The organism is Mycobacterium sp. SMC-4, from assembly GCF_050205565.1.
GTDB lineage: Bacteria > Actinomycetota > Actinomycetes > Mycobacteriales > Mycobacteriaceae > Mycobacterium.
In genome coordinates this window covers 177349-203577 of the sequence record NZ_JBNMQU010000009.1, presented here as the reverse complement: position 1 = coordinate 203577, position 26229 = coordinate 177349, and the positions used below count along the sequence as shown (strand labels likewise).

Sequence of the window (26229 nt, the reverse complement as noted above, 5' to 3'; positions counted from 1 at the left end):
GCGGCGCCGTCCCCGCGGCCGCGGACGGCACCCTCATCCTGCCTCATTTCGGACCCGACACGGAGACGGGGTGCGACGGCGCGCCACCCCTTCCGAACGCAACGGTCCCGCCGGCGCGGGTCAGGACTCCATCGCGCGTTCGGCGACCGGGGCGCCTCCGTTGCTCTGGTGGCATGCCTTCGGCGCGGACGGCGGCAGGTCGAGCGCCGGGTTGCCGTCGAAGAAGCCGATCGGTTTGAGCTTGAAGCCGGTGTAGTGGCACGGCATCACCGGCCAGTCCTCCGGACACACCACGTGGTGGGCGCCGACCGTGTACCAGAGCACGATGTCGGTGTCCTCCAGCGGCGCGTCGTCGGCGATGTACTGCGGCAGCCCCTGCGCCTCGGCGCACTGGTACATGTAGTCGCCCGCGGCGTAGAGCTCCCTGGCGTCGTACTTGGTGACCCACAGATTGTGCTGGACGAAGCGGGCGCGGTCGTAGATGACCGACCCCTCCTGCACCATCACGGGCACGACGTCCTTGGGCATCAGCTTGTAGCCCACGGGCGCGCCGAACTCGTTGAGCTTGGCGGGGTTGACCACCTTCCAGTACCGGCCCGTCGAGTACTCCCAGTCCCGTGCCCCGTCTGCTTCGGAGGCCACCAGCGTGTCGCGGGTGATCCAGGCGTTGTGGTGCGGGTTGAGCGCGGGATCGGGCTCGGGGATCGAGTCGACCTCGTAGACGCTGTTGTGGGGTCCGTCGACGCTCATGTCCATGCGGAAGTTGAAGAAGTGCTGGTGGTTGGGCCCGTACATGCCGGGGGCGACCATCTTTCCCCAGCGCGGCGTGTCGCCGTCGGCGATGGCTCCGGTGGTGAGCACACCGGTGAGCTTGACCTCCATCTCGATGGACGCGTCGTTGTAGAGGTACCAGAAGAAGCCGTATTCGTAGTTGCCGACGGTGCAGATCATCGAGATCACCAGGCGCCGCGAGCGACGTACCTCCACTTCTCCGGTGCGGAAGTCGGTGTGCTTCCAGGAGATGCCGTAGTCCTCCTCGTGCATGCAGATCGCGTTGGGGATGGTGACCGCGTTGCCGTCGGAGTCGTTGACCGTGCCGTCGAAGTAGTGGATCTCGCCGAGGCAGTCGCAGCCCAGGGTCAGCGGGTTGGCCGAGAAGCCCATCCCGACCTCACCCATGTCGAAGACGTTCTTGTTCCAGTGTGTCGGCGAGGAGTCGCCGTAGGGCACCACCATCTCCGACAGCGCCGCGCGGTACATGACGGGGCGCACGGTGCCGCGGTCGTTGTAGGTGACCTCGTGCAGGGTGAGGCCCTCGCGGGGATTGAATCCGATGCGCAGCGACCATTTCTGCCACTGCACGTTCCAGCCGTCGACGGTGAAACTCGGTCCGTCGGGTTGGGTGATCTCGATGGGTTTGACGTCGTCGCGGAACTGCGTGAAGGCCGGCCGGTTGTCGGTGCCGAACATGAACTTCTCGCTGTAGTTGCCGGCCTTGGGTGGCAGCGGCACCACGCCGTGGTCCTCGATGTCGAGGACGGTCATGGTGTCGAGGTTGAAGGTGACGATCAGTCCCTCGACCGGGCGGGCGTAACCGTTCTCTGACGGCGCGGCGCGCACGAACGTCAACGGGCGGCAGATCAACGGCGAATTGTCGTAGTGGTCCTGGGTGCCGTAATAGCCGGCGGGCCACGGATCGATCATCGCCAGACCCAGGTCGGTGACCCCGCGTCTGCGCATCGCGTCCTGCCACCGCGGGTCTTCGCGCACCTTCTCCTCGACCCCGGTCATGTGCTCGACGAGGTAGGACGGGAACCGGCCCGGTATCGGTGTCCAGGAGTCGATCGTGCGGGCACCGAGGTCCACGACCGCCTCGAAGATCAGCTTCGCCGCGGCGTCGTACATCGTCACGAACGCCTGGCGCGGGACGTCCGAGGCGCCGGCGAAGGTGAGTGCGTCGTTCTTGACCGGTTCGGCAAGCTGGATCATGACGAACTTCAATGTCGCTGTCGCATGGTCGGATTCGCGGATCACGGCTGCGGCGGCCTCGATCTCGGCACCGCTGAGCGGGTCCAAGGGATATCGGTGTGCCTCGCCGAGCGGCTCGGCACCGACGACTGTGTGCTCCAATGTCATTTGGCGGTTTCCTCTGCTTCCTTGTGGAGGTCGAAGACTGCGAGGTGGGCCAGCGCGTCCTCCTGAGAGACCTTGTGAGCCGAACGCCGGCCGAAGACGTAGACCAGCAGACCCAGGGCGAACATGCCGAGGCTGATGCCCCCGACCCAGGTCATCCAGGTGCCGCCGGGCACGTCGAGCCACGGTGTGACGAACGAGTAGTACACGCCGCCGATGGTGGCCAGGGTGCCGACCACCACGGTGATCCAAACTCCCACCATGCCGCCGGGGATCCGCCAGAATTGTTCTGTCGCATACCGATCCGCGTACTTCTTGCGCGCGATGACGACCGGGATCAGGAAGAAGAACCCGGACAGCAGCCAGACGGTGGACAGCCCGCCCTGCAGGTACACCGTGACGTTGGCCATGCTGCTCTGCGAATACAGCCCGACCAGGATCAGCGACGAGATGACGCCCTGGATCAGGATGGCTGTCACCGGGTTACGGGTGCGCGGGTTGAGGTGGGTGAAGATCCGCGGTAGATGCCGCTCGAGTCCGGAGACGAAGATCAGGCGCGAATACGCCACCTGGTAGGTCATCAGCGCGACGATCACGATGCCGGCCAGGACGACCGCGCAGATCTCCATCAGGCCGGGAAACCCTGCGACGTCGAGCATTCCGATGATCCCGGTGACCGGGTCGATTTCGTCGCCCGGGAGAACCATGATGGTGCCGAGCGTCGTCATCAGGTAGATCGCGACCAGCGCGACCGAACCCCACAGGATCATGCGGGGGCCGCTGCGGCGCACCGACAGGAACTCCGCGCCCATGTTGTACGGCGTTTCCACGCCGAGCAGATACAACAGCACCGTGCCGTACAGGAAGCCCGCGACGGCGAAGTTCGGGATCGTCGCCTCCTGCCAGCTGAACGGGGTGGCTGAACCGTTTTTCGCGGCGTAGAGCAGCCCGCACAGGAAGATCGTCAGCGTCAGTACGCCGTAGACCACGAAGACGACGTTCATGATGCGTTGATTGGCAGCCAATTTGGCCAGCGCAAGACCGATCACCGTCCACAGGATGAGCAGCTGCACGACGATGCTCGTGGTCAGACCGAGCTCGGCATGGAAGGCCAGCAGCAGCAACTGCAGCACGATGGCCGGGGACGATGCGGCGTTGAGGATCACCGGCACCCAGGACAGGTAGCCGCCGATGAATCCCCAGGTCTCCCCCATGGTTCGGTACGCCCAGATGTACACACCGCCTTGGCCGGGCCACAGGTTGCCGAGCTCGACGACGGCCATGCCCGCGGGGATCAGAAAGGTCAGGATGCCCAGGATCCACATCGGGATGGCGGTCCAGCCGCCACCGGCCATCACCGAGGACCCGGTGACCCAGCAGATGATGAACACGTAGGCGGCCGTCAGTCCGAACGTGCTCATCACCTTCGGCAGGATCTGCTCAGGGACGAGCTCGGTGGTCATCAGAGCGTCGCGGCCGCTCGGCGGGCGCGCTTCGGTGTGTGTCATGTGATTGTCTCCAGGAGTTCCTCAGTTGACGATCTGTCCGTCTTTCATCCGGACGACACGGCTCGCTTCGTCGGCCACCGTGGGGTCGTGGGTGCTGGCGACCACGGTGACCCCGAGGGTCGAACACAGGTCGCGCAACATGCGCACCACCGTCTCCCCCGTGCGGTGGTCGAGGTTGGCTGTGGGTTCGTCGGCCAGCACCAGCGTCGGATTGCTGATCAGTGACCTCGCGATCGCGGTGCGTTGCTGCTCACCGCCCGACATCTTGGTGGGATGGTGGTTGATCCGGTGGCCGAGGCCGACGAGCTCGAGCAGTTCGGTCGCGCGTCGGCGCAGCGCCTTGCGGTCGTAGGGCTCGAAAATCAGTGGCAGCTCGACGTTCTCGACCGCGGACAGGAACGGGATCAGGTTGTAGCTCTGGAAGATGAAGCCGATGCTGTCGTGGCGCAGGGCGGCGTACTGGCTTTCGGTCAGCGTCGCGGTGTCGGCGCCCGCGATCTTGACCGATCCCTTGGTGGGGCGGTCCAGCCCTCCGATGATGTTGAGCAGCGTGGACTTCCCGCTGCCGCTGGGTCCCATGAGGCAGACGAATTCCCCAGCCATCACGGTCAGTTCGACGGCCTTGAGCGCCTTGACGACTTCGTCGCCGAGCTTGTGGAGTTTCCACACGTCGGCGATCTCGATCACCGGGGTGGCTCTGTCGATCGGTTCTGCGGTGCCGGTGGTCTCGTCGAGGGCGGTCATGGTCAGCCTCCTGCGGTCAGCGAGCGGATCGGGGGCCGCGATGCGGCCTTGTAGGTCGGGACGATGCTGGTGGCGAGGGAGGCCACGATGCTCACAGCGACCGCGACCCCGGCCCCGACGGCCAGACCGGACCAGGACAGTCCGGTGGCGACGAGACCCATGGCGGCCAGGGCGGCTCCGGTCGGCGCCGCCACCAGCACGCCCGCCAGGGCACCCAGCACAGCGGAGACGACGGGCTCGACCAGCAGTGCGGCCACCACCGGGCCGCGAGGCACCCCGTTGGCGGCCAGGACGCCCAGTTCGCGGGTGCGTTGAGCGACGGTGCGGGTGGTGGCGACCGCGACCTCGGCCACGCCCACCAGCAGCACTGTCACGGCGATGAGAACCACCGCGCGCCCGATCTCGTCGGCGTGCCCGAGTGGGGCCGACTGGGTGCGGATGCCGTCGGACATCCCGAAAACGAGCACCACCAGGAACGCGCCGGTCGCGGTGGTCAGTGCCGGCAGCACCATGTCGCGGGCGCGCCGCCGCGCAGCCAGCCACCCGTAGGCCAGTCCCCACCGCATGCTCAGTGCCCTCCGAGGAGGGTGACCGGGCGCTGCTGCAACAGTCGGTGGACCGGGACGAGCGCACCCACGATGGCCATCGCCGGCAGGAACATCGCGGTCAACGCGGCGGCCTGCAGCCATGCCGTCACGCTCGCCATACCCGGGACGACAAGTGCGACAACGATTCCCGCGGTACCGATGCCCAGGACGCAGGCGACCAGGAACACGATCGCCGATTCGACGAGGAAGAAGTACAGCACTTCGTCGGCCAGCCCGATGCTGGACATGATGCCGAACTCGCGGCGTCGTTCGGTGACCGCGGCCAAAAACGACGACACCGCGATCACGAACCCCAGCGCCAGCCCGATCGTGGAGATCAGCCCCAGCGCGGAGCCGGTCACCTTCCCGGAGAACAACGCCGAGTACTTCTGTTCGAAGTTCAGCGGGCCCGAACCGCCGACGGTGTCGTAGATCAGTCCCGCACCATCGGGTTCCGGCCGCACCGCCGGGTCCGCGGTGGCCGGGAGACCCACTGCCGCGCTGAAGTTCTGCGCCAGCGCACGGCTGTTCTCCTGGTTCGGCGGGGCCGTGACCACCCACCAACCGTGGTCTCCCACCGCGGCCTCGGCCACGGCTGTCGGCACCGTCACGGACTCGCCGGAGCCGTCGATCCGGGCCTGCATCCGGTGACCGGCCAGGACGATGTCGTCACCCTCGTGCACGTCGAGCCGGGCGGCCAGGTCTGAGCCGACAACCGCGGTGTCACTGGCTGTTTCGGTGATGCCGCGCAGCGAGACCGGCTGGCCGTTGACCTCGGCGATCCCGGACAGCACACGGCGGGCAGTCCACCCGGCGGGGACGGTGAGCGCCGGGGCCGGGCCGTCGGCGATCAGTGCCCGGGTGTCGGCGTCGTAGTGCACACCCGCGGCCGGGACCACCCACAGCTGCGCACCGTCCAGCACGTCGACGATCGAGTCGGCCCCGGTCGTGGCGAACCCCGCCGAGATGGTCCGCACGATCGTCACGCACGCGATCGCCAAAGCGATTCCCACCACGGACAGTACGAATCGTTCCGGGCGACGGCCGATGTTGGCCAGCGCGAACCGCACCAGGTACACGAACGTGTTGCCGGAACCTGTTGGGATCTGCGGCGATCGACCGACGGTTGCGCTGTCGACCTGACTGGTCTCCACGAGAAGGGATCGTGGAAGCGAAAGATTTCGGTCAGCGCCGCCTGTGGTGTCGGCGCTGTTAACAGCGCCGGTGCCCCGTTACGTCGGCGTGTCCGCGATCTGCGGCCACGGCCGCGCCTGTTCGAGTTCGTAGGCCAGTTCCAGCAGCCGGGCGTCGGCGCCCAGCGGTGCGGAGAACATCATGCCGACCGGCAGTCCCGACGCTGATCGCGCCAACGGCAGCGAGATCGCGGGTTCGCCGGTCGCGTTCTGCAGCGGGGTGAACGCGACCCAGTCGGTGAGCCGCTCGATGACCTGTTCGTAGGGCGCGGTCGGGTCGAGGTGGCCGATGCGCGGGGTGACGTCGGCCAGCGTGGGCATCAGCACGACGTCGAAGTCCTCGTGCAGCCGTGAGGTGATGCGCCGGATCCGCGCCAATCGCGCGATCGCCCCGGGTAGCCGGTGCAGGCGGCGCGCGGCGTGGGACTCCAGGCCGCGGGTCAGGTTGTCCAGCCGGTCCCGGTCGAAGCTGGGCCCGAAGCTGCGACGCCCGCCGCGCACGAGCGCGAACGCGAGAAACGCCCAGTAGAGCAGGAAATCGTCGACGAAGTGCTGCGGCACCGGGTTGTCGATGATCTCGATCGGATGACCGAGGCTCTCGAGGAGTTTCGCCGTGTCCAGGGTCAGGGCGCTGATCTCCGGACTGGCTTGGCGCTCAATGGATTCGGTGCACACCGCGATGCGTAGGCGCTGTGCGCCGGGACCGGTGACGTCGCCGACCGACGGCAGCTTGGGGTTGGCCATGACGCGTTCTGCCTCGCGGTAGAACGCCGCGGTGTCGCGCACCGTGCGGGTCACCACGCCGTTGTGCACGATGCGTAGCGGCATCTGCCGCATGTCCTGGTCCAACGGAAGTCGACCGCGCGACGGTTTGAGCCCGACCAGACCGTTGCAGGCGGCGGGGATTCGGATGGAACCGCCGCCGTCGTTGGCGTGGGCGATCGGGACCGCACCGGCCGCGACGAACGCCCCCGACCCGGACGAGGAGGCGCCCGCGGTGAATTCGGGGTTCCACGGATTGCGCACCGGCCCCAGGCGGGGGTGTTCGGCCGAGGCGCTGAAACCGAATTCCGACAGGGCCGTCTTTCCCAGCGGGACCAGTCCGGTCGCCAGGTAGGTGCGCGCGAAGTCACCGTTGTCGGCGGCCGGACGCGGTTCCCAGGCATCAGTGCCGCTCATCGTCGGCATGCCCGCGACGGCGACGTTGTCTTTGACGAAGCTGGGCACGCCGTCGAAGAAGCCGCCGAACGGGTGTCGCTGGGCCGCCCGGGCGCGGGCGCGGTCGAACGCCTGGAAAGCCAGTCCGTTGAGGGTCGGGTTCACCGCCTCGACGCGGGCGATGGCCGCGTCGATGACCTCCGGGGCCGACACGTCTCCGCGCCGCAGCGCCTCGACGACACCGACGGCGTCGTGGTCCCCGAGCGCGTCGTCGGCGAACGCCGAAACTCGATCCATGCGCCTGACGGTACCAAAGCGTACCGGCGCTGCGGGGTGCGTCGGCGCAGGTAAGGTCCGACGGTCACTCCGCGCGGCGCAGGACCGCGCCGACCGTCATGGCCAGGATCTTCATGTCCAGCCACAGCGACCAGTTCTCGATGTAGAAGTTGTCCCACTCGGCCCTGTCGGCGATCGATGTCTGACCCCGCAGGCCGTGCACCTGCGCCCAACCGGTGATGCCGGCCTTCACGCGGTGCCGGTCGCCGTAGCGTGCGATCTGCGCGTTGAACAGGTCGACGTATTCGGGTCGTTCCGGCCGCGGTCCGACCAGGCTCATCTCACCCCGGATGACGTTGATCAGTTGCGGCAGTTCGTCCAGTGAGGTGGCCCGCAGGATCTTGCCGATCCTGGTACGACGATCCTCGCCTTCCACCCCACCCGGCGCTGAGTCGGCGTCCAGCGTGAAGGTCGCGTCGGATGCTGCGGGCGGACGCATCGATCGGAACTTGAGGCAGCGGAACACCCGCCCGTCGCGCCCGATCCGCGGCTGGCCGAAGAAGATCGGACCGGGCGAACTCAACCGCACGAGCAGCATCAGGGTCAGGAAAATGGGTGCGATCGCCAGCAGGCCCACGCAGGCGACTATGCGGTCGGAGATGTGCTTGGCCGTGAACTGCCATCCGCGCGGATCGGTCCGGGTGGCGGCAATCAACGGCAGACCGCCGATGTGGTCGATGCGGGCGTGCACGCCGATGGTGTCGAAGATGCGAGGCACGATCCACACCGCCACCCCGCGGTTCTGCGCAGTCCTGACCGCCGCGGACATCGCATCGTCGCGGGTGCGGGAGAACGCGACGATCATGCACTCGGCGCCCGTGAGGGTGATCAAGTCGTCGAGCTGATCCAGTGTGCCCAAATGCTGGATGGTCGAGAACGAGTCGTCACCGGCACCCCGCCACGGCAACTCGTCGTCGACCAACCCGACGGGGCGTAGTCCGTACTCCGGCTTGATCGCCAGGCGATCGACGACCTTGGCGGCGATACGACCGTTGCCGACGATCAACGTCGGCGCTGTCAGGACATCTCGTCGAAGCAGGCGCCGCTTGACCCAGAACCACAGCAGGCGGCCGAGCGGGACGAGGACCGCCGCACACATCCACATGCGGGCCACGGCGTCGTCAGCCGATTCAGACACGACGGGGTTCGACACGAGGCCGGACAGCAACAGAACGGCCGCCAACGCCGTGACCGCCTGAATGGTCGGGAATTCGTCGAGAAACGTGCGTTGAAGCGACCGCCGGTAGAGGCCCCGAAGCGCCATCATCGTCACGATGGTCGGCGCGAAGAACCACAGCATCCACATCGGCGGCAGGTCGTAACCGAGTCGCGTCGCCCAGCTCAAACCCAGCGCCACCGCCACCGAGGCGGTCGTCAGATCCACGAGCGGACCGACAACCCGTTCCCAAGCCCTGGATTTCCGTAGCTGGCCGAGATCAGCTGCAACCTCAGTTCCGGACTCTCCGCCAACAGCCGCGTTTGCCGGCGGGCGAATATCAACTGTGTCTGTCACCAGAACCACGGTGATTTCTAGCCAGGGGCATACGGCCAGATTAACTGGGTACCTACCGAATTCCGTAACGTTCAGGCGGTTTCAGCTTCACGAGTTGGTAATCGAGTTAGCCATGAAATTTGCTGGATACTGCCGTGCCGCTTTCCTGCAAAGGATGCGGTGAGACGTCGGTCACCCGAGTGGTCGCTCACCAGCATCGGCACGCGAATCCAGCAACCACGACCGAACCAGGTGAGAGGTTCCTGTCTCCACGCGCCGACCTGCGGAATCCGTCGCCCGTCGCCGATCGGAGAAAGAACAGGGCCCCCGAGACGATGTCTCGGGGGCCCTGCAGGGGTTCAGCGACTCAGGCTTGACCGACCTCGAAGCGGACGAACCGCGTCACGGTCACGCCGGCCTCGTCGAGCAGCGCCTTCACGGTCTTCTTGTTGTCGGACACCGACGGCTGGTCCAGCAGCACGACGTCCTTGTAGAAACCGGTCACGCGGCCCTCGACGATCTTGGGCAGGGCCTGCTCGGGCTTGCCCTCGTTGCGGGCGGTCTCCTCGGCGATACGCCGCTCGTTGGCGACGATGTCCTCGGGGACGTCCTCACGGCTGAGGTACTTGGCCTTCAGCGCGGCGATCTGCAGCGCGACCGCGTGCGCGGCCGCGGTGCCCTTGTCGGCGTCGCCGGCCTGGTACTCGACCAACACACCCACCGCGGGCGGCAGGTCCGCAGCGCGCTTGTGCAGGTAGGTCTCGACCGTGCCGTCGAAGTAGATGGCGCGACGCAGCTCGAGCTTCTCGCCGATCTTCGCCGACAGGTCGGCGATGGCCTGCTCGACCGTGGAGTCGCCGAGCTTGACGGCCTTGAGCGAGTCGACATCGCCGGCCTTGGCCTCGGCGGCCGCGGCGACGATCTGATCGGCCAGCGCCTGGAACTCGCCGTTCTTGGCGACGAAGTCGGTCTCGGAGTTCAGCTCGATCAGAGCGCCGCCCTTGGCGGCGACCAGACCCTCGGCGGTGGCGCGCTCAGCGCGCTTGCCGACGTCCTTGGCGCCCTTGATGCGCAGCAGTTCGATCGCCTTGTCGAAGTCACCCTCGGCCTCCACCAGAGCGTTCTTCGAGTCCAGCATTCCGGCACCGGTCAGCTCACGAAGACGCTTGACGTCAGCAGCGGTGTAGTTAGCCATATGAGCCTTCCCTACGGGTTCGGGGTGGTCGTGGGTTCGGTGTGGATCTCGGCCTCGGGCGTGCCGGGCGCGGCCGCGGTGGCGCCGGCCAGCAGTTCCTGCTCCCACTCGGGCAGCGGCTCGGCACCGGCGTCCTCGGCCTGGGCCTTGCCGGCACCGGCGCGGGCCTGCAGACCCTCGGCGACCGCGGAGGCGATCACCTTCGTCAGCAGCGCGGCGGAGCGGATGGCATCGTCGTTGCCCGGGATCGGGTAGTCGACCAGGTCGGGATCGCAGTTGGTGTCGAGGATCGCGATGATCGGGATGTTGAGCTTCCGCGCTTCGGCGACCGCGAGGTGCTCCTTGTTGGTGTCGACGACCCAGATCGCCGAAGGCACCTTCTGCATGTCGCGGATACCGCCGAGCGAACGCTCCAGCTTGTTCTTCTCGCGGGTCAGCATCAGGATTTCCTTCTTGGTGCGACCCTCGAACCCACCGGTCTGCTCCATGGCCTCGAGTTCCTTGAGGCGCTGGAGGCGCTTGTGCACGGTGGAGAAGTTGGTGAGCATGCCGCCCAGCCAGCGCTGGTTCACGTACGGCATGCCGACGCGGGTCGCCTCTTCGGCGATGGATTCCTGCGCCTGCTTCTTGGTGCCGACGAACATGATCGAACCGCCGTGCGCGACCGTCTCCTTGACGAACTCGTACGCCTTGTCGATGTAGGTCAGCGTCTGCTGCAGGTCGATGATGTAGATGCCGTTGCGGTCGGTGAAGATGAACCGCTTCATCTTCGGGTTCCAGCGTCGAGTCTGGTGCCCGAAGTGGGCGCCGCTGTCAAGCAGCTGCTTCATGGTTACGACAGCCATGGTGGACATACCTCTTGTGTTGTCGGTTGTCGTCCGGCATCGGGTGAGCCGGACCCTGGCGACTGCTTCGGTGCCGGACCCCCGAAGGGGACCACCCGACACACAGGTATTGCAGACGCGCGAAGTCAACCCGCAAAGCGAGTTGCGGTAAGCAGTTTACACGCTGAACAGGGTGGTTCTGACCATCGTCGACGCCGTCCACAGGTGCCGCGATCGCGGCTGGTGTCAGCGTATCGGGATCCGCTGAACTGCGATGATGCGGACTTTCGGGGTGGTGTTGGCGTGCGCGTTGCTGTGGGCTGCGCCGGCGGGGGCCGACGACACCCGGTTCGGTTGGCCGCTGCGGCCGCGCCCGACGGTGGTGCGTGTCTTCGACGCCCCCGACCCCAACTGGCAGCGCGGGCACCGTGGCGTCGACCTGGCCGCCCACGCCGGCCAGCCGGTGTACTCGGCCGCAGCGGGCGTGGTCGTCTACGCCGGCGAGCTGGCCGGCCGGCCGTTGGTGTCGATCGCGCATCCGGGTGGGTTGCGCAGCAGCTACGAGCCGGTGCGCCCGTCGGTGCGGGCCGGGCAGACGGTCGCGGCGGGCACTGCGATCGGAGAGCTCGTGGCCGGCCATGCCGGCTGTGCTGCTGCGGCGGCGTGCCTGCACTGGGGTGCGATGTGGGGTCCCGCCGCGCGGGCGGACTACGTCGATCCTCTGGGCCTGTTGGCGAGCACACCCATTCGACTCAAACCCCTGGGTGGCAGCGGCGATTAACGTCAAATCATGACCACCGAAGCTCACCGCAGCCGCCGTCCGCGTTTCGGCATGACCACGGCGCTGCCCCGGCAGGGTGCCGCCTGGCGTGCCTTCGCGCAGTCGGTGGAGGCGGCCGGGGTCGACGTCCTGACCTTCGCCGACCATCTGGCCCCGGCGCTGGCGCCGTTCACCGGTGCCGCGGCGGCGGCTCTGACGACCGAACGTCTGCGGGTCGGCACGTTGGTGCTCAACAACGACTTCCATCATCCGGTGCTGATCGCGCGGGAGGCCGCGACGTTGTCGGAGGTCAGCGGCGGTCGGTTCGAGCTGGGCCTGGGTGCCGGACACATGAAGAGCGAGTACGACGCCGCCGGTCTGCGCTTCGACAGCGGTGCCGGCCGGGTGGACCGGCTGATCGAGTCGGTCGCGGTGGTGCGGGCGCTGCTGGCCGGCGCGGAGGTGCACGTCGACGGTGAGCACTACCGGGTGCACGCGGAAGCGGCGACGTTGACTCCGGCGCCGGGCGCGCCGGTGCCGCTGCTGATCGGCGGGAACGGCACCCGGGTGCTACAGCTGGCCGGGCGCGTCGCCGACATCGTCGGTCTGGCCGGGATCAGTCACAACCGTGACGCCACCGAGGTGCGGTTCTCCCACTTCTCCAGCGCCGGGCTGGCCGACCGCATCGCGGTGGTGCGCGCCGCGGCCGGCGACCGGTTCGAGCAGATCGAGTTGAACGCGCTCATCCAGGTGGTGGTGTGTACCAAGGATCGGGCGGCCACGGCCGACGCGCTGGCGGCCCAGCTCGGTGTTCCGGCGGAGTTGCTGCTGGACTCGCCGTTCGTGCTGTTGGGCACCCACGAGCAGATGGCCGAGACGCTGTCCGAGCGGCAACGCCGCTTGGGGATCAGTTACTGGACGGTGTTCGACGAGTGGGCGGGTCGGCCGTCGGCTCTCCCCGATCTCGCCGAGGTCATCGCCTTGCTGCGGTGATTCAGGCCCGCGGGTGGGCCTGGTCGTGCACGGCGCGCAGCCGCGCGACGCTGACGTGGGTGTAGAGCTGCGTGGTCGCCAGCGACGAGTGCCCCAGCAACTCCTGAACCACCCGAAGATCGGCGCCCCCCTCGAGCAGATGCGTGGCGGCGCTGTGCCGCAGCCCGTGCGGGCCGATGTCCGGCGCGCCGTCGACGGCCGACACCGTCTGGTGCACGACGGTGCGGGCCTGCCTCGGGTCCAGCCGTCCGCCGCGCGCGCCGAGCAGCAGCGCGGGACCGGACCGGCTGGTCACCAGGTGGGGCCGTCCGTCGGTCAGCCACGCCGTCAGCGCGGCGTCGGCGGGTTCGCCGTAGGGCACGGTGCGCTGCTTGTTGCCCTTGCCGAGTACCCGCAGCAGCCGTCGCGGGGTGTCGACGTCGTCGATGTCCAGTCCGCACAGCTCGCTGACCCGGATACCGGTGGCGTAGAGCATCTCGACGATCAGACGATCTCGCAGTGCGAGCGGATCATTCTGTTGGGCACCGGATTTCGCGGCGTCGAGGGCATCGAGCGCCTGGTCCTGGCGCAGCACCGCGGGCAGGGTCCGGCGCGCCTTGGGCATCTGCAGCCGGGTGGCGGGATCCTCGCTGAGCAGGCCCCGTCGCACCGCCCAGGTGGTGAAGGTCTTCACCGCGGAGGTGCGTCGGGCCAGTGTCGAGCGTGCGGCGCCGGCGGCGGCCTGGGTGGCCAGCCAGGACCGCAGCAGCGGGAGGGTGAGACCGTGCAGCCCGGCGCCGGGGTTGCGTTCGTCGACGAAGTCGAGCAGTGCGCGCAGATCGCCGCGGTAGGCGCGGCGGGTGTGCTCCGAGCGACCTCGCTGCAGCGCCAGGTACTGGTCGAATTCGTCGAGCACGGCGTCCACCGCCCTACCGTGGCAGACGCTCCGGCGGTGGGTCAGCCGACGCGCCGCAGCACGTCGGGGGTGAGTTCGGCGAGGCTGCGGTAGCCGTCGACGGCCATGATCAGATCGGCCTCGGCCAGCAGCGACCGCAGCACGTGCACCACGCCGTCCTCACCACCGATGGCCAGGCCGTAGGTGTAGGGGCGACCCACCCCGACCGCCGTGGCGCCCAGCGCCAGCGCCTTGACGATGTCGGCGCCGCTGCGGATGCCCGAGTCGAACAGCACGGGCAGCCCGTCGGCGGCTTCGACCACGCCCGGTAGGCAGTCCAGCGCGGGCAGCCCGCCGTTGGCCTGGCGCCCGCCGTGCGTGGAGCAGTAGATGCCGTCGACACCGCCGTCTTTGGCGCGGCGGACGTCGTCGGGGTGGCAGATGCCCTTCAGGATCAGGGGCAGGTCGGTCAGCGACCGCAGCCAAGGCAGGTCGTCCCAGGTCAGCGGGTCGCCGAACTGCTGGACCCACTGCAACACGGTGCCCTGGGGGTTCTCTTCGGGCGGCTGGGCCAGCGCGGCGCGGAAGACGGGGTCGCTGGTGTAGTTGGCCAGGCACCGTCCGCGCAGCTGTGGGAAGTTCGAGGTGGCCAGGTCGCGGGGCCGCCAGCCCGGGATCCAGGTGTCGAGGGTGACGACGATCGCCTTGTAGCCGGCGGCTTCGGCGCGGTGGACGAAGCTGGCCGCGAGATCACGGTCGGCCGGGGTGTAGAGCTGGAAGAACCCGGGGGTGTCGCCGAATTCGGCGGCGACGTCTTCGAGCGGATCCTCGGTCAGGGTGGACACCATCATCGGTACGCCGGTGCGGGCCGCCGCGCGCGCGGTGACCAGGTCGCCGTGCCCGTTCTGGGCGCAGATGCCGATGACCCCGACGGGCGCCATGAACAGCGGCGAGGGCAACGTCAGGCCGAACAGCTCGACGGTCAGGTCGCGTTCGGTGGCGCCGACGAGCATGCGCGGCATCAGCCCCCAGCGGTCGAACGCGGTGCGGTTGACGCGCTGGGTGTGCTCGTCACCGGCGCCGCCGGCGACGTAGGACCAGATCGACGGCGGCATCGCGACCTCGGCCTTGGCTTCCCAACCGGCGTAGTCCATCGGCAGCGTCGGCATGATGCCGGACAGGCCCTGCAGGTAGATCTCGAGCTGGTAGTTACCGAAGGTCATGGCGTCAGCCTGCCATCGACACCCGCGCGGGCACGGCTAATTGGCTTCGGCCTGGGCCAGTTCGCGCTTCCACTGCCGGAAGGTCTCTTCGGTGCGCCCGCGGCGCCAGTATCCCGAGATCGAGGATGCCCACTTGGCGTCGATGCCGCGTTCCTTGCGCACATAGGGCCGCAGGTTGTGCATCACGGCCTGCGCTTCACCGTGGATGAACACCTGCGCCTGCCCGGGCAGCCACGGCGTCTCCTTGACCGCGGCGATCAACGGGGCGTGATCACCGGCGATTTCCTCACCGACCAGGTCGGCACGGCCGCCGCGGTAGATCCACCGCACCTCGACCCCTTCGGGTGCGGTCAGCTCGATTTCGTCTTCCGGTCCGGCGACCTCGATGAACACGCGACCAATCGCATTGTCGGGCAACGCTTCCAGAGCTGCGCCGATCGCCGGTAGGGCGGCCTCGTCACCGGCGAACAGATACCAGTCGGCGGCCGGGTCGGGCGCGAACGCGCCGCTGGGTCCCATGACGAAGAGCCGCCGGCCGGGAGTCGCGTTGGCCGCCCACGGCCCGGCGACCCCGTGTTCGCCGTGGACGACGAAGTCGATGGTCAGTTCGCGGCGCTCGGTGTCGGCGCGGCGCACGGTGTACGTCCGCACCACCGGCCGTTTCGGCTCGGGAAGGGCGTTGAAGCTGTCGAGGGTCAGCGGTTGTTCGAGGCCGCTGACATCCAGGTCGTCGTCGACGAAGACCAGCTTGACGTAGGCGTCGGTGTATTCGTTCGGAGTGAAGGTGTCAAACCCTGTGCCGCCGAGCACCACTCGCATCATGTGCGGTGCGATCTGTTCGGTGCGCACCACTTGGAAAGTGTGCACGGGACGGCCTGCCACTTGAATCAACCTCCACTGCTGACGGCTTTGCCTGCGACTATACGAGCGCCGCGGCCGCGGCAGGGTCGGCCCTGCCGGCTCAGCCTCGCGTCGTCAGCTTCCAGTTGCCCTCCTCCTGCCGGATCAAACCGCGCACGTCGAGCATGGCCAGCGCGCCCAGGACCTCGGCCATCGGCAGGCCGGCCAGGATCGCGATCTCACCGACGGTGCGCGCGCCGCGGCGCGGCAGCGCCTCGTACACAGTCAATTCGGTGTCATCGAGCCCGTCCAGATCGGTGGTCGGCCGCTCGGGATCGGGCGCCAGCTCCCCCATGCGGCCGACGGCTTCGACCACCTCGGCAGCGCGGGTCACCAGCGTGGCCGCACCGCCGGCGATCAGGTTGTGGCATCCGGCCGACGTGGCCGAAGTCACCGGCCCCGGTACCGCGCACACCTGCCGGCCGAGCGCGCGCGCCCATGCCGCGGTGTTGGCCGCTCCGCTGCGCACGCCGGCCTCGACGACGACGGTTGCTCCGCTCAGTGCGGCGACCAGGCGGTTGCGGGCCAGGAACTGCCGCCGCGTGGGTCGCAGGCCCGGCGGATACTCGGTGAGCACCAGACCGCTGCGCCCGATGCGATGCAGTAGGGCCGAGTGTCCCGACGGGTAGGGCACGTCGATGCCGGCGGCCAGCACCGCGACGGTCTCTCCTTCGCAGGCCAGCGCGGTGCGGTGGGCCACTCCGTCGATGCCGTAGGCGCCGCCGGAGATCACCGCGACGTCCTTCTCGACCAGGCCGGAGGTGAACTCGGCGGTCACGTGCTCGCCGTACGCGCTGGCCGCGCGCGTGCCGACCAGCGCCGCCGAGCGTGCCGCGACGTCGGCCAGATGCGACGGCCCCACCGCCCACAGCACCAGCGGAGGATGACCCCACTGCCTGTCCGCGAGCGCCGGGAGCGCGAATGAGGCGAACGCCAGATGCGGCCATTCGTCGTCCTGCGCGGTGATCAAACGCCCACCCAGCCGGTCGAGCACCTCCAAATCGGTGTCTTCCGAGCTGATTTCGTGGCGTGCCTCGGTGGCTCGCAAGAGCTCGTCGGACACGTCGCGCGCACGGATGTGCCCCGCTGCCTCGACCGGCCCCGCGGCGCGTACGAGTTCGGCGAGCAACGGCTGGGGCGGCTCGCACACCCGCGAGAGGTAGGCCCACGCGCGTCGTTCAGCGGTGTCCATCAGTGCGTCCCCTGCCGGAAGCTCAGCGCCGCGGCCACGTCCTGCCGCGTCGGTGACGTCCGCCCGCCCAGATCGGCCAGCGTCCACGCGACCCGAAGCGTGCGGTCCATGCCGCGGATACTCAACGCGCCGCGGTCGACGGCGGTCCGTACCGGCGCCATGGCGTCGGTACTCAACCGGAACTTGCGACGCAGCAGTGTGCCGCCTGCTTCGGCGTTGGTCACGATGCCATAGGGTCGCCACCGCTCCGCCGCGGCCTGGCGGGCATTCCAGACCCGTTCCCGCACAGCTGAAGTGGTCTCCCCCGCTTCGTCGACGAACGGGCCGGCCTTCAAGGTGTGCATCTCGGTGCGCAGATCGACGCGGTCGAGCAGCGGTCCCGACAGCCTGCTGCGGTAGCGCCGGCGTTCTGCCGCACCGCATTGGCAGTCGCGTGGATCCGGCGGTGCGCACGGACACAGATTGGCCGCGAGCACCAATTGGAAACGGCAGGGGTAGACGGCCACACCGTCGCGGCGCGCCAACCGGATCTGTCCGTCCTCCAAGGGGGTTCGCAGCGCCTCGAGTGCACTGGTGTTGATCTCGGCGAATTCGTCGAGGAACAGCACGCCGCGGTGGGCCCGGCTGACCGCGCCGGGGCGCGCCATCCCGGCGCCGCCGCCGACGAGGGCGGCGACGCTGGAGGTGTGGTGGGGTGCGACGAACGGCGGACGGGTGATCAGCGGGGCATCTTCACTGAGCAGCCCGGCGACCGAGTGGATGGCGGTGACCTCGAGCGCCTCGGTGTGCGACAGCGGCGGCAGAAGCCCCGGGAGACGTTGGGCCAGCATGGTTTTCCCGATGCCCGGCGGTCCGGTCATCATCAGGTTGTGCGCGCCGGCGGCGGCCACCTCGACGGCGAAGCGGGCCTCCGGTTGGCCCACCACGTCGGCCAGATCCGCCGCGGCGTCCGTGCTCTGCGCCGGTCTGTCGATGCGTGCATCGAGGTCGCCCTTGCCGAGCAGCCAGGTGTGCACCTGCGGGAGGCTGCGCGCACCCCATACCTCGATACCGTCGACCAGGCTCGCCTCGGCCAAATTGTCGATGGGCACCACCACCGCCGGCCAACCGTGCTTGCGGGCAGCCAGCACCGCCGGTAGGACCCCGTGGATCGCGCGCACCCGCCCGTCGAGGGCGAGCTCACCCAGCAGCACCGTCTTCTCCAGGCGCGGCCACGATTTCTTGCCCTGGGCGGCCAGCACGACGGTGGCCAGCGCCAGGTCATAGCCCGAACCGACCTTGGGCAGCGTCGCCGGGGACAACGCCAGCGTCAACCGGGTCTGCGGCCACTCGAACTTGCAATAAGAAATGGCCGCCCGCACCCGATCTCGCGACTCCCGCAGCGCGGTGTCGCCCAAACCCACCAGATAAACGCCCGGAAGGCCGCCGGCAATGTGGGCCTCGATCTCGACGATCACCCCGTCCACACCGCGCACCCCGACCGAGAACGCCCGTCCCAGCGCCATCACGCCACCGCCTGCAGATGGGTGATCTCCGGTTCGCGACGCCGACCCACCCGGATACCGATCACATCGATACGCACCTGCGCCCAGCTGCGCTCCTGAGCGGCCAGCCACAAACCCGCCAGCCGACGCAACCGCCGCACCTTCGCCGGGGTGACCGCGGTGACCGCCTCCCCGAACTGATTCCCCGTGCGCGTCTTGACCTCGACGAAAACCACCGTGCCCGCGTCGACGGCGACGATGTCGAGCTCTCCGTACCGACACCGCCAATTACGTTCCAGCACACGCAAACCCCGACGCTGCAAATAGTGCACCGCCACCTGCTCGCCCCACGCCCCGAGCTCGCCGCGACTCTGTGTTCCGGTCATGAACGCAACTGTGCTCGATGTTCCCGACAAAGCCGGAAATCGTTCCCCAGAGCCGAGTTCATCCCCAGATCGCGCCACTTGTAGAGATCCACAATTTCTGTGAGAGGACGTTTCTGCCGTATCGGGTCCGCCGACGCCGCATGGGTGTCACGCTGAGGTCATCTGAAGCTCTCGAGAAGACACGGTGTCACCATGCGCGAGCCCACAATTGTTCATCGTCTTGCGGCTGAGTCCATCGGCACCTTCTGGTTGGTGTTCGGCGGGTGCGGGAGCGCGGTCTTCGCCGCGACCTTCGAGAACGATGCGGGATTGCTGCTGGGGATCGGCTTCGCCGGGGTCGCACTCGCGTTCGGGCTGACCGTACTCTCCGGCGTCTACGCGTTCGGCACCGTATCGGGCGGACATTTCAACCCCGCGGTCACCCTCGGCGCTGCGCTGGCGCGACGCGTGGAATGGAAGATGCTGGCGCCCTATTGGATCGCGCAAGTCCTCGGCGGACTGCTGGCCGGCCTGGTGATCTACATCGTGGCCCGCGGCAAGACCGGGTGGACAGCGACGGGAAACATGGCGGCCAACGGATTCGGGGCAAACTCCCCCGGCGGATACTCGCTGTGGGCGGTGATCGTCGCCGAAGTCGTGCTGACGTTCATCTTCCTGCTCGTCATCCTCGGCGCCACCGACGACCGCGCCCCGAAGGGATTCGCCGGCCTGGCAATCGGGTTGACGTTGACACTGATTCACCTCATCTCCATCCCGATCTCGAACACCTCGGTCAATCCCGCGCGTTCGACAGGCGTCGCCTTCTTCAACGGGGACGGCGCTCCGGCCCAGCTGTGGGTGTTCTGGCTCGCGCCGTTGATCGGCGCGGCTATCGCCGGGGTGGCGTATCCCTATCTGTTCGGGCGCCGCGAGGAACTCGCCGATCGGCCGGTGCGCGACGACTCGCTCGACGTCGGCGAAGCCCGCTGACGTACTGGTGCGGCAGCGGTTTCACCGCCGGGAAAACCGGGGTATACGGGCGCATCAGTCGACCAGGAGGACCCATGACCACCCGACCTTCAGCCGCGTCGCTGCACCGCTCGGCGCATGGAGCGGCCGATCGCGCCACCGACAGCAAGGCCTTCGAGTACACCGCGCGCGCCGGTTTCGCGGCCAGCGGTGTGCTGCACCTGCTGGTCGGTTACATCATCGGGCGGCTCGCGTTCGTCGGCGGTGGCGGCAACGCCGACCAGTCCGGCGCCCTGGCCACCCTGGGCAGTCAGACCGGCGGCGCGATCATGCTGTGGGTGGTCGCGATCGGGCTGGCCGCGCTGGGACTGTGGCGGTTGGCCGAGGCCGTCATCGGCTCCAAGCCCAGCGAAGCAGGCCGCGACGACAACCCGGCCTGGAAGCGCGGCAAGTCCGTCGCGTTGGCCGTGGTCAACTTCGCGATCGCATTCTCGGCCGCGCGTTTCGCGATGGGCAGCGGGCAGTCCAGCACCCAACAGAACACGGGCATGTCGGCACAGCTGATGCAGTCCGGGTGGGGCAAAGCGCTGCTGCTGGCCGTCGGCGCGGGTGTGCTCGCGGTCGGCGCGTACCACGTCTACAAGGGTGTGTCGGAGAAGTTCCTCGACGAGCTGCAGGTCTCCCGCAGCACCGCGATCACCGTCGCCGGTGTGGTCGGCTACGTCGCCAAAGGCGTCGTGCTCGGCGGCGCCGGGGTCCTCGTGGTCGTCGCCACACTCCAGGCCGACCCGACCAAGGCCAGCGGTCTCGACGCCGCGGTCAAGACCCTCGGTGAAGCGCCGTTCGGCAAGTTCCTCCTGATCGCCGCCGCCCTGGGCATCGCCGCCTTCGGCGTGTTCAACTTCATCCGGAGCCGCTACAACCGCATGTGAACAGAGCCGCTTCGGCGGCAGCGGTATCGTCGCGGCATGTCACCGCAGCGTTCGCCGAGCGGCCCATGGGCCCGCTGATCGAGCACCTGCGCAGACACGGCGACCGACCGGCAGTCCTGACCGAGACGCAGCGGCTCACCTATCGCGACCTCGCCGACCGGGTCGCCGCAGTCGCCGCTGACCTGGGTTCGCGCCGTCAGCTGGTGTTGATCGAGACATCCAACACCGTCGCGACCCTGGTGCACTACCTCGGGGCACTGGCCGGCGGCCACGTCGTCCTGCCGGTGGCCGCCGGACGGGATCACCGCGCCCTCGTCGACGTGTACCGACCTGACGTCGTCATCGACGCCGGAGGCGTGCAGGTCCGCTCGCACGGCACGCACGTCCTGCACAAGGACCTCGCCCTGCTGCTGTCCACCTCCGGCAGCACCGGCTCCCCCAAGCTCGTACGGCTGTCGCGCACGAACCTGCGGTCCAATGCGGCCGCGATCGCCGACTACCTCGGCATCCGTGAGACCGACCGCGCGGCGACCACCTTGCCGATGTCGTACTGCTACGGCCTGTCGGTGGTGCACAGTCACCTGCTGGTCGGGGCGGCTCTGATCCTCACCGATCGCTCCGTGGCCGACGACCAGTTCTGGGCGTTGTTCCGCCGGCACCGAGGCAGCTCGTTCGCCGGGGTGCCCTACACGTTCGAGCTGCTCGAACGCATCGGCTTCGAGGCCATGGACCTGCCGCACCTGCGCTATCTGACCCAGGCCGGGGGCCGGATGCCCGCCGATCGCGTCCGCCGGTTCGCCGAGGTCGGGCAGCGGCGGGGCTGGGACCTGTTCGTCATGTACGGCGCCACCGAGGCGACCGCACGCATGGCCTACCTGCCGCCGGATCTCGCGCAGTCCCGGCCGGAAGCGATCGGGGTGCCCATCCCAGGCGGCGCGTTCACCCTCGAACAGTGCGACGAGTGGGCCGACGGCGAGGTCGGCGAGCTCGTCTACCACGGCCCCAACGTGATGATGGGATACGCCGAAAGCTCCGCTGACCTCGCTGACGGTCCCACCGTCGATGCCCTGCACACCGGCGACCTGGCCCGGCAGGCCCCCGACGGCCTCTACGAAATCGTGGGCCGCAAGAGCCGGTTCGTGAAGATGTACGGCCTGCGAATCGATCTGCAGCAGGTGGAGGCCGCGCTGCGCGTCGACGGTGTCGCCGCGCTGTGTACCGATCACGACGACCACCTGGCCGTCGTGGCCGCCGGCGAACACGACGCGGCGACGGTGCGCCGCTCGGCGGCGTCCGCCGCGGGCGTCCCGCCGGACGCAATCCTGGTTGTCACGGTCGACGAGCTCCCGATGTTGCCCTCGGGCAAGCCCGACTATCCGACGGCGCGCGCGCTGGCCGGGGATGCCGCAACCCGAGGCGAGCAGAGCCGGTCGACCGACCTGCGCGAGTTGTTCGCCGAGGTGCTCCATCTCGATCCCGCCGACATCGACAGCGACGCCAGCTTCGTCGACCTGGGCGGCAACTCGCTGTCCTATGTGACGATGTCGGTCCGCCTGGAACGCACGCTCGGCCGACTTCCGGCGCAGTGGCCGCAGATGCCCCTACGCGAGTTGCAAGCCCTGCAAGACCTGTCCCCGCGGCGGCGCCACCGACTCTGGGGCCGCACTGTGGAGACCAGCGTCGCGCTGCGCGCCGCGGCCATCGTGCTGATCGTCGTCTCCCACGCGGAGTTGTTCGAGCTGTGGGGCGGCGCGCACATCTTGCTCGGCGTCGCCGGCTACAACTTCGGCCGGTTCTGTCTGACGCCGCTTCCCCGCACCGCTCGCATGCGGCACCTGCGCAACACGATCGCCTGGATCGCCGTCCCGTCGCTGGTGTGGGTGTCGGTGGCGCTGCTGATCACCGACGACTATCACCTGTCAAACCTGTTGCTGGCCAACAAGTTCCTTGGCCCGTCCGACAGCATGACCGCCGGGCGGCTGTGGTTCGTCGAAGTGCTGGTGTGGACTCTGGTGGCACTGGCCGTACTGTTCTGGCTGCCCGCGCTCGATCGAGCCGAGCGAAGGTATCCGTTCGCGGTGGCCGCGGTGTTCCTCGCCGTCGGGATGCTCCTGCGCTACGGGCCGGGCGCCGACCATGACGCGAAGTTCACGATGCTGACGTTCTGGTTCTTCGCGCTGGGATGGGCCGCGGCGAAGGCTCGCACCGTGCTGCAGCGCATCGCGGTGACCGCGGTGCTCGTCGTCGGTCTGATCGGCTACTTCGACGATCTCGACCGCGGGGCGCTGGTGCTGGTCGGGCTGATGCTGTTGATCTGGCTGCCCGCGCTGCGTTGTCCCGCGCCGGTGGCCGCGCTCGCCGGTGTGGTGGCCGAGGCGTCGCTGTACACGTACCTGACGCACTTCCAGGTCTACCCACTGTTCGGTTCCCACCGGCTGGCGGGGGTGATCGCCTCGATTCTGGTGGGTGTCGCGTTGACGGCCGCGGTCACGGCGCTACGCGCCCGGCTGCGCCGGCGCGATGTCAGGGTGCCGGATCGGGTGCCGGATCGCGCTCTGCGATGAGGCCTTCCTGAACCAGGGTGGCGGCGACCACGCCGTCGGCGCCGAACAGGTCGGCGGTCACCACGCCGCGCCCGCGCGCCCCGGCCGGTGACCGGCACTCGAGCACATTCCATCGGTCGGCCACGATCGGACGGTGCAGCCACATCGACGAGTCGGTGGTGCCGCTGCGGTGGGTGCGCGCACGCATCGAATGGCCGTGTACCTGCAGCGCGGGATCGATCAGATACAGGTCGGTGACGTACGCGGCGACCAGCGTGTGCACCCGCGCGTCGTCCGGCAGGGTCACGGTGGTTCGCCACCACATGCGTCGCACGAAGTCGGCGGTACCGACGCCCTCGTCGACGATGCGAATGTCGAGTTCGTCCAGTGGCAGTGACGGCGCCGGGCCGGGCGGGCCGGTCTCCGGCAGCATCTCCGGATCCGCACTCGGGGCGCGCCGACCGTGTTCTGGTCCGGGCAGCGCCGCGGAGAACGACACCGTCGCGGTGGTCAGGAGTCGCCCGGCCTGGGTGGCCGCGACGCGCCGCGCCGCGGCGGTGCGTCCGTCGTAGACCCGTTCGACGCGGTAGTCGACCGGTTCCCCCGCGTCGCCGCCGCGCAGGAACTGCAGATGCAGCACGGTGGGTTGTTTCGAGGCGTCGACGGTGTGCCACGCCGCCGCGAGGGTCTGGGCCACCAGCAGTCCGCCGTAGGCGCGCTTGCCGGCAGGCCCACTGGCAGGGCCGCGCCACGTGTCGTCGTCGACTGCGCTGACCTCGAGCAGACCGGGCAGCACGCTCACGCGACGGTGCCCGAGGCGAACAGATCGTCGATCCGGGTGCGGTCCAGGGCCAGCCAGTCCCCCAGCACCGCGACCGTGTCATCGCCGAGGGCGGGCGCCGGCACGGCCGGCGGGTAGCTGCCGTCGATCGACACCGGCAGCCCCGCCGCCAGGTGCCGGCCGACCCGCGGCTGGTCGAGCTCGGTGAACAGCGGGTTGTCGGTCACCCGCGGATCGGCGGCGGTCTCGGCGAAGGTCTGGTAGCGCTCCCACAGCACCGAGGTCTCAGACAGTGCCGCGGCGATCTCGGCACCGGTGCGCGCGGTGAACCATTCGGCGAACAACGCGCTCAACGCATCTCGATGCCGGTACCGCTCCCCTTCGTCGGAGAAGTCCGCGCCGAGCGATTCTGCAAGGCCCGCAACGGCTTCGGTGGTTCCGGTCAGCGTTGTCAGGTCGCGGAAGTGACGTCCGGTCAGCGCGACGACCATATAGGACACCCCGTCGCTGCTGGTGAAGTTCTGTCCGTAGGTGCCGTACACGGAGTTGCCGATGCGTTGCCGGGAGGTGCCGTTGACCATCGCTTCGGTCAGCAGGCTGAGATTGCCTGCGGTGGCCAGGGCGACGTTCTCCAGCGGGATGCTGATCCGCTGCCCGCTTCCGGTGGCGTCGCGGTGCCGCAGCGCGGTGACCACCGACAGCGCCGCGTACAGACCACAACTGACGTCCCAGGCAGGCAGCACGTGGTTGACCGGCGTGGTCAATTCGGCGGGGCCGGTCACCAGGGGGAACCCGATGGCGGCGTTGACGGTGTAATCGACGCCGGTGCCACCGTCGTGGCGTCCGGACACCTCGACGTGGATCAGGTCGGGCCGGGCCTTGCTCAATTCGTCATAGGAATGCCATTGGCGGCCAGCGACATTGGTGATGAACACGCCCGCATCGGCCACCAGTCGGGTAACCAGCTCCTGGCCCTCGGTCGAACGCATGTCGACCGCCAGCGACCGCTTGCCCTTGTTCAGGCCGGCCCAGTAGATGCTGTCGCCCGATTCAGTGAGCGGCCACCGCCGGTAGTCGGCGGCCCCACCCACCGGATCGACGCGCAGCACCTCGGCGCCGAGTTGCGCCAGCGTCATCCCCGCCAACGGCACCGCAACGAAACTGGAGATCTCGACTACCCGCACTCCGGCCAACGGCCGCGCCGGGTCAGGCGCTGATTCGGTCACCCGATCAAGCTAGCAAGGCCGGGCTCAGATCAGTTCGATCGCTTCGGCGATCGACGACAGCACCCGGCTCGGCCGGAACGGGTAGCGCTCGACGTCGTCGACCGACGTCGAGCCGGTGAGCACCAGGATGGTCTCCAGCCCGGCCTCGATGCCGGCGACGACGTCGGTGTCCATCCGGTCGCCGACCATCACGGTGGTCTCCGAGTGCGCTTCGATGCGGTTCAGCGCACTCCGGAACATCATCGGGTTGGGCTTGCCGACGAAGTACGGCTCGCGGCCGGTGGCTTTGGTGATCATCGCGGCGACCGAACCGGTGGCCGGTAACGGACCTTCCCCCGACGGTCCGGTGACGTCGGGGTTGGTGGCGATGAACCGGGCACCGCCGAGGATCAGACGCACCGCTTTGGTGATCGCCTCGAACGAATACGTGCGGGTCTCGCCGAGCACCACGAAGTCGGGGTCGACGTCGGTCATCGTGTAGCCGGCCTCGTGCAGTGCGGTGGTCAGCCCGGCCTCGCCGATGACGTAGGCCGAGCCGCCCGGCAGCTGATCAGCCAGAAACGTCGCGGTGGCCAGCGCCGAAGTCCATATCGCGTGCTCGGGCACGAGGAGCCCGGACCGGGCCAGCCGGGCAGCCAGATCGCGCGGCGTGAAGATCGAGTTGTTGGTCAGCACCAGAAACGGCCGCCCGCGTTCGGACAGCCGTTGCAGGAACTCGGCCGCGCCGGGAAGCGCGTGTTCCTCCCGCACCAGGACACCATCCATGTCGGTCAGCCAGCACTGCGGGGTGGCGCGCATTGACCCAGTGTGGCAGCCG

At 68.6% G+C, this 26229-nt stretch carries 23 protein-coding genes; 5 read left to right on the top strand and 18 right to left on the bottom strand.

The window, feature by feature from the left end:
- Positions 1-120: 120 nt before the first annotated feature.
- The 9 genes from ACQI46_RS17380 to rpsB form a co-directional block, all read right to left on the bottom strand.
- Positions 121-2136, bottom strand: a complete 2016-nt coding sequence (locus ACQI46_RS17380; RefSeq protein WP_427095262.1) for a primary-amine oxidase — start codon at positions 2134-2136, stop codon at positions 121-123.
- Entirely contained in the window at positions 2133-3641 is a 1509-nt protein-coding gene (locus tag ACQI46_RS17375) for an APC family permease (RefSeq protein WP_427095261.1), read from the bottom strand. Before ACQI46_RS17375 ends, ACQI46_RS17380 begins: the two co-directional genes overlap by 4 nt.
- Positions 3642-3662: 21 nt before the next feature.
- Positions 3663-4385, bottom strand: a complete 723-nt coding sequence (locus ACQI46_RS17370) for an ABC transporter ATP-binding protein (RefSeq protein WP_427095260.1) — start codon at positions 4383-4385, stop codon at positions 3663-3665.
- Positions 4386-4387: 2 nt separating this feature from the next.
- Positions 4388-4951 carry an ABC transporter permease gene (locus ACQI46_RS17365; RefSeq protein WP_427095259.1) on the bottom strand — a complete coding sequence of 188 codons (564 nt, stop codon included), beginning with the start codon at positions 4949-4951 and terminating at the stop codon, positions 4388-4390.
- 2 nt (positions 4952-4953) lie between these two features.
- Entirely contained in the window at positions 4954-6126 is a 1173-nt protein-coding gene (locus tag ACQI46_RS17360; RefSeq protein WP_427095258.1) for an ABC transporter permease, read from the bottom strand.
- 78 nt (positions 6127-6204) lie between these two features.
- Entirely contained in the window at positions 6205-7620 is a 1416-nt protein-coding gene (locus ACQI46_RS17355; RefSeq protein ID WP_427095257.1) for an amidase, read from the bottom strand.
- A 64-nt stretch (positions 7621-7684) separates the two neighbouring features.
- Positions 7685-9172, bottom strand: a complete 1488-nt coding sequence (locus ACQI46_RS17350; protein WP_427095256.1) for a sugar transferase — start codon at positions 9170-9172, stop codon at positions 7685-7687.
- A 346-nt stretch (positions 9173-9518) separates the two neighbouring features.
- Positions 9519-10346, bottom strand: coding sequence for a translation elongation factor Ts (tsf, locus tag ACQI46_RS17345; RefSeq protein WP_427095255.1), 828 nt, complete (start codon positions 10344-10346; stop codon positions 9519-9521).
- An 11-nt stretch (positions 10347-10357) separates the two neighbouring features.
- A complete protein-coding gene (gene rpsB / locus ACQI46_RS17340; protein WP_427095254.1) occupies positions 10358-11191 on the bottom strand; it encodes a 30S ribosomal protein S2 in 834 nt (277 codons plus the stop codon).
- 256 nt (positions 11192-11447) lie between these two features.
- Between rpsB and ACQI46_RS17335 the strand changes: the two genes are divergently transcribed.
- Positions 11448-11951 carry a murein hydrolase activator EnvC family protein gene (locus ACQI46_RS17335; protein ID WP_427095338.1) on the top strand — a complete coding sequence of 168 codons (504 nt, stop codon included), beginning with the start codon at positions 11448-11450 and terminating at the stop codon, positions 11949-11951.
- A gap of 9 nt (positions 11952-11960) precedes the next feature.
- Entirely contained in the window at positions 11961-12923 is a 963-nt protein-coding gene (locus ACQI46_RS17330) for a TIGR03621 family F420-dependent LLM class oxidoreductase (protein ID WP_427095253.1), read from the top strand.
- 1 nt (position 12924) lies between these two features.
- Here ACQI46_RS17330 and ACQI46_RS17325 read toward each other — a convergent pair whose 3' ends face one another.
- The 6 genes from ACQI46_RS17325 to ACQI46_RS17300 form a co-directional block, all read right to left on the bottom strand.
- A complete protein-coding gene (locus ACQI46_RS17325; RefSeq protein WP_427095252.1) occupies positions 12925-13827 on the bottom strand; it encodes a tyrosine recombinase XerC in 903 nt (300 codons plus the stop codon).
- 32 nt (positions 13828-13859) lie between these two features.
- Entirely contained in the window at positions 13860-15020 is a 1161-nt protein-coding gene (locus ACQI46_RS17320) for a lactate 2-monooxygenase (protein WP_427095251.1), read from the bottom strand.
- Positions 15021-15056: 36 nt separating this feature from the next.
- On the bottom strand, positions 15057-15902 hold the full coding sequence (locus tag ACQI46_RS17315) for a siderophore-interacting protein (protein WP_427095250.1): 846 nt from the start codon (positions 15900-15902) through the stop codon (positions 15057-15059).
- 79 nt (positions 15903-15981) lie between these two features.
- Positions 15982-17112 carry a DNA-processing protein DprA gene (gene dprA / locus ACQI46_RS17310; RefSeq protein WP_427095249.1) on the bottom strand — a complete coding sequence of 377 codons (1131 nt, stop codon included), beginning with the start codon at positions 17110-17112 and terminating at the stop codon, positions 15982-15984.
- Complete coding sequence (locus tag ACQI46_RS17305; RefSeq protein WP_427095248.1) at positions 17112-18617, bottom strand: YifB family Mg chelatase-like AAA ATPase; 1506 nt, start codon at positions 18615-18617, stop codon at positions 17112-17114. The genes dprA and ACQI46_RS17305 overlap by 1 nt, the downstream gene beginning before the upstream one ends.
- Entirely contained in the window at positions 18617-18982 is a 366-nt protein-coding gene (locus tag ACQI46_RS17300; protein ID WP_427095247.1) for a YraN family protein, read from the bottom strand. Before ACQI46_RS17300 ends, ACQI46_RS17305 begins: the two co-directional genes overlap by 1 nt.
- Before the next feature lie 192 nt (positions 18983-19174).
- Here ACQI46_RS17300 and aqpZ point away from each other — a divergent pair, with 192 nt between their 5' ends.
- The 3 genes from aqpZ to ACQI46_RS17285 all read left to right on the top strand — a co-directional run bounded on the left by aqpZ (position 19175) and on the right by ACQI46_RS17285 (position 23426).
- Positions 19175-19951, top strand: coding sequence for an aquaporin Z (gene aqpZ / locus ACQI46_RS17295; protein ID WP_427095246.1), 777 nt, complete (start codon positions 19175-19177; stop codon positions 19949-19951).
- Positions 19952-20025: 74 nt separating this feature from the next.
- The gene (locus ACQI46_RS17290) at positions 20026-20862 is read left to right on the top strand and encodes a DUF1206 domain-containing protein (protein WP_427095245.1); all 837 of its coding nucleotides are present in this window, start codon (positions 20026-20028) and stop codon (positions 20860-20862) included.
- Entirely contained in the window at positions 20859-23426 is a 2568-nt protein-coding gene (locus tag ACQI46_RS17285) for an AMP-binding protein (protein WP_427095244.1), read from the top strand. The genes ACQI46_RS17290 and ACQI46_RS17285 overlap by 4 nt, the downstream gene beginning before the upstream one ends.
- Here the strand turns inward: ACQI46_RS17285 and ACQI46_RS17280 are convergent.
- Genes ACQI46_RS17280 through ACQI46_RS17270 form a run of 3 tightly spaced genes read right to left on the bottom strand, consistent with a single transcriptional unit; the run spans position 23386 to position 26210 of the window.
- Positions 23386-24207, bottom strand: coding sequence for an acyl-CoA thioesterase (locus ACQI46_RS17280; RefSeq protein ID WP_427095243.1), 822 nt, complete (start codon positions 24205-24207; stop codon positions 23386-23388). The genes ACQI46_RS17285 and ACQI46_RS17280 overlap by 41 nt on opposite strands.
- Complete coding sequence (locus ACQI46_RS17275; RefSeq protein ID WP_427095242.1) at positions 24204-25412, bottom strand: CoA transferase; 1209 nt, start codon at positions 25410-25412, stop codon at positions 24204-24206. Before ACQI46_RS17275 ends, ACQI46_RS17280 begins: the two co-directional genes overlap by 4 nt.
- Positions 25413-25436: 24 nt before the next feature.
- Positions 25437-26210, bottom strand: a complete 774-nt coding sequence (locus tag ACQI46_RS17270; protein WP_427095241.1) for an HAD-IIA family hydrolase — start codon at positions 26208-26210, stop codon at positions 25437-25439.
- Positions 26211-26229: the final 19 nt, after the last annotated feature.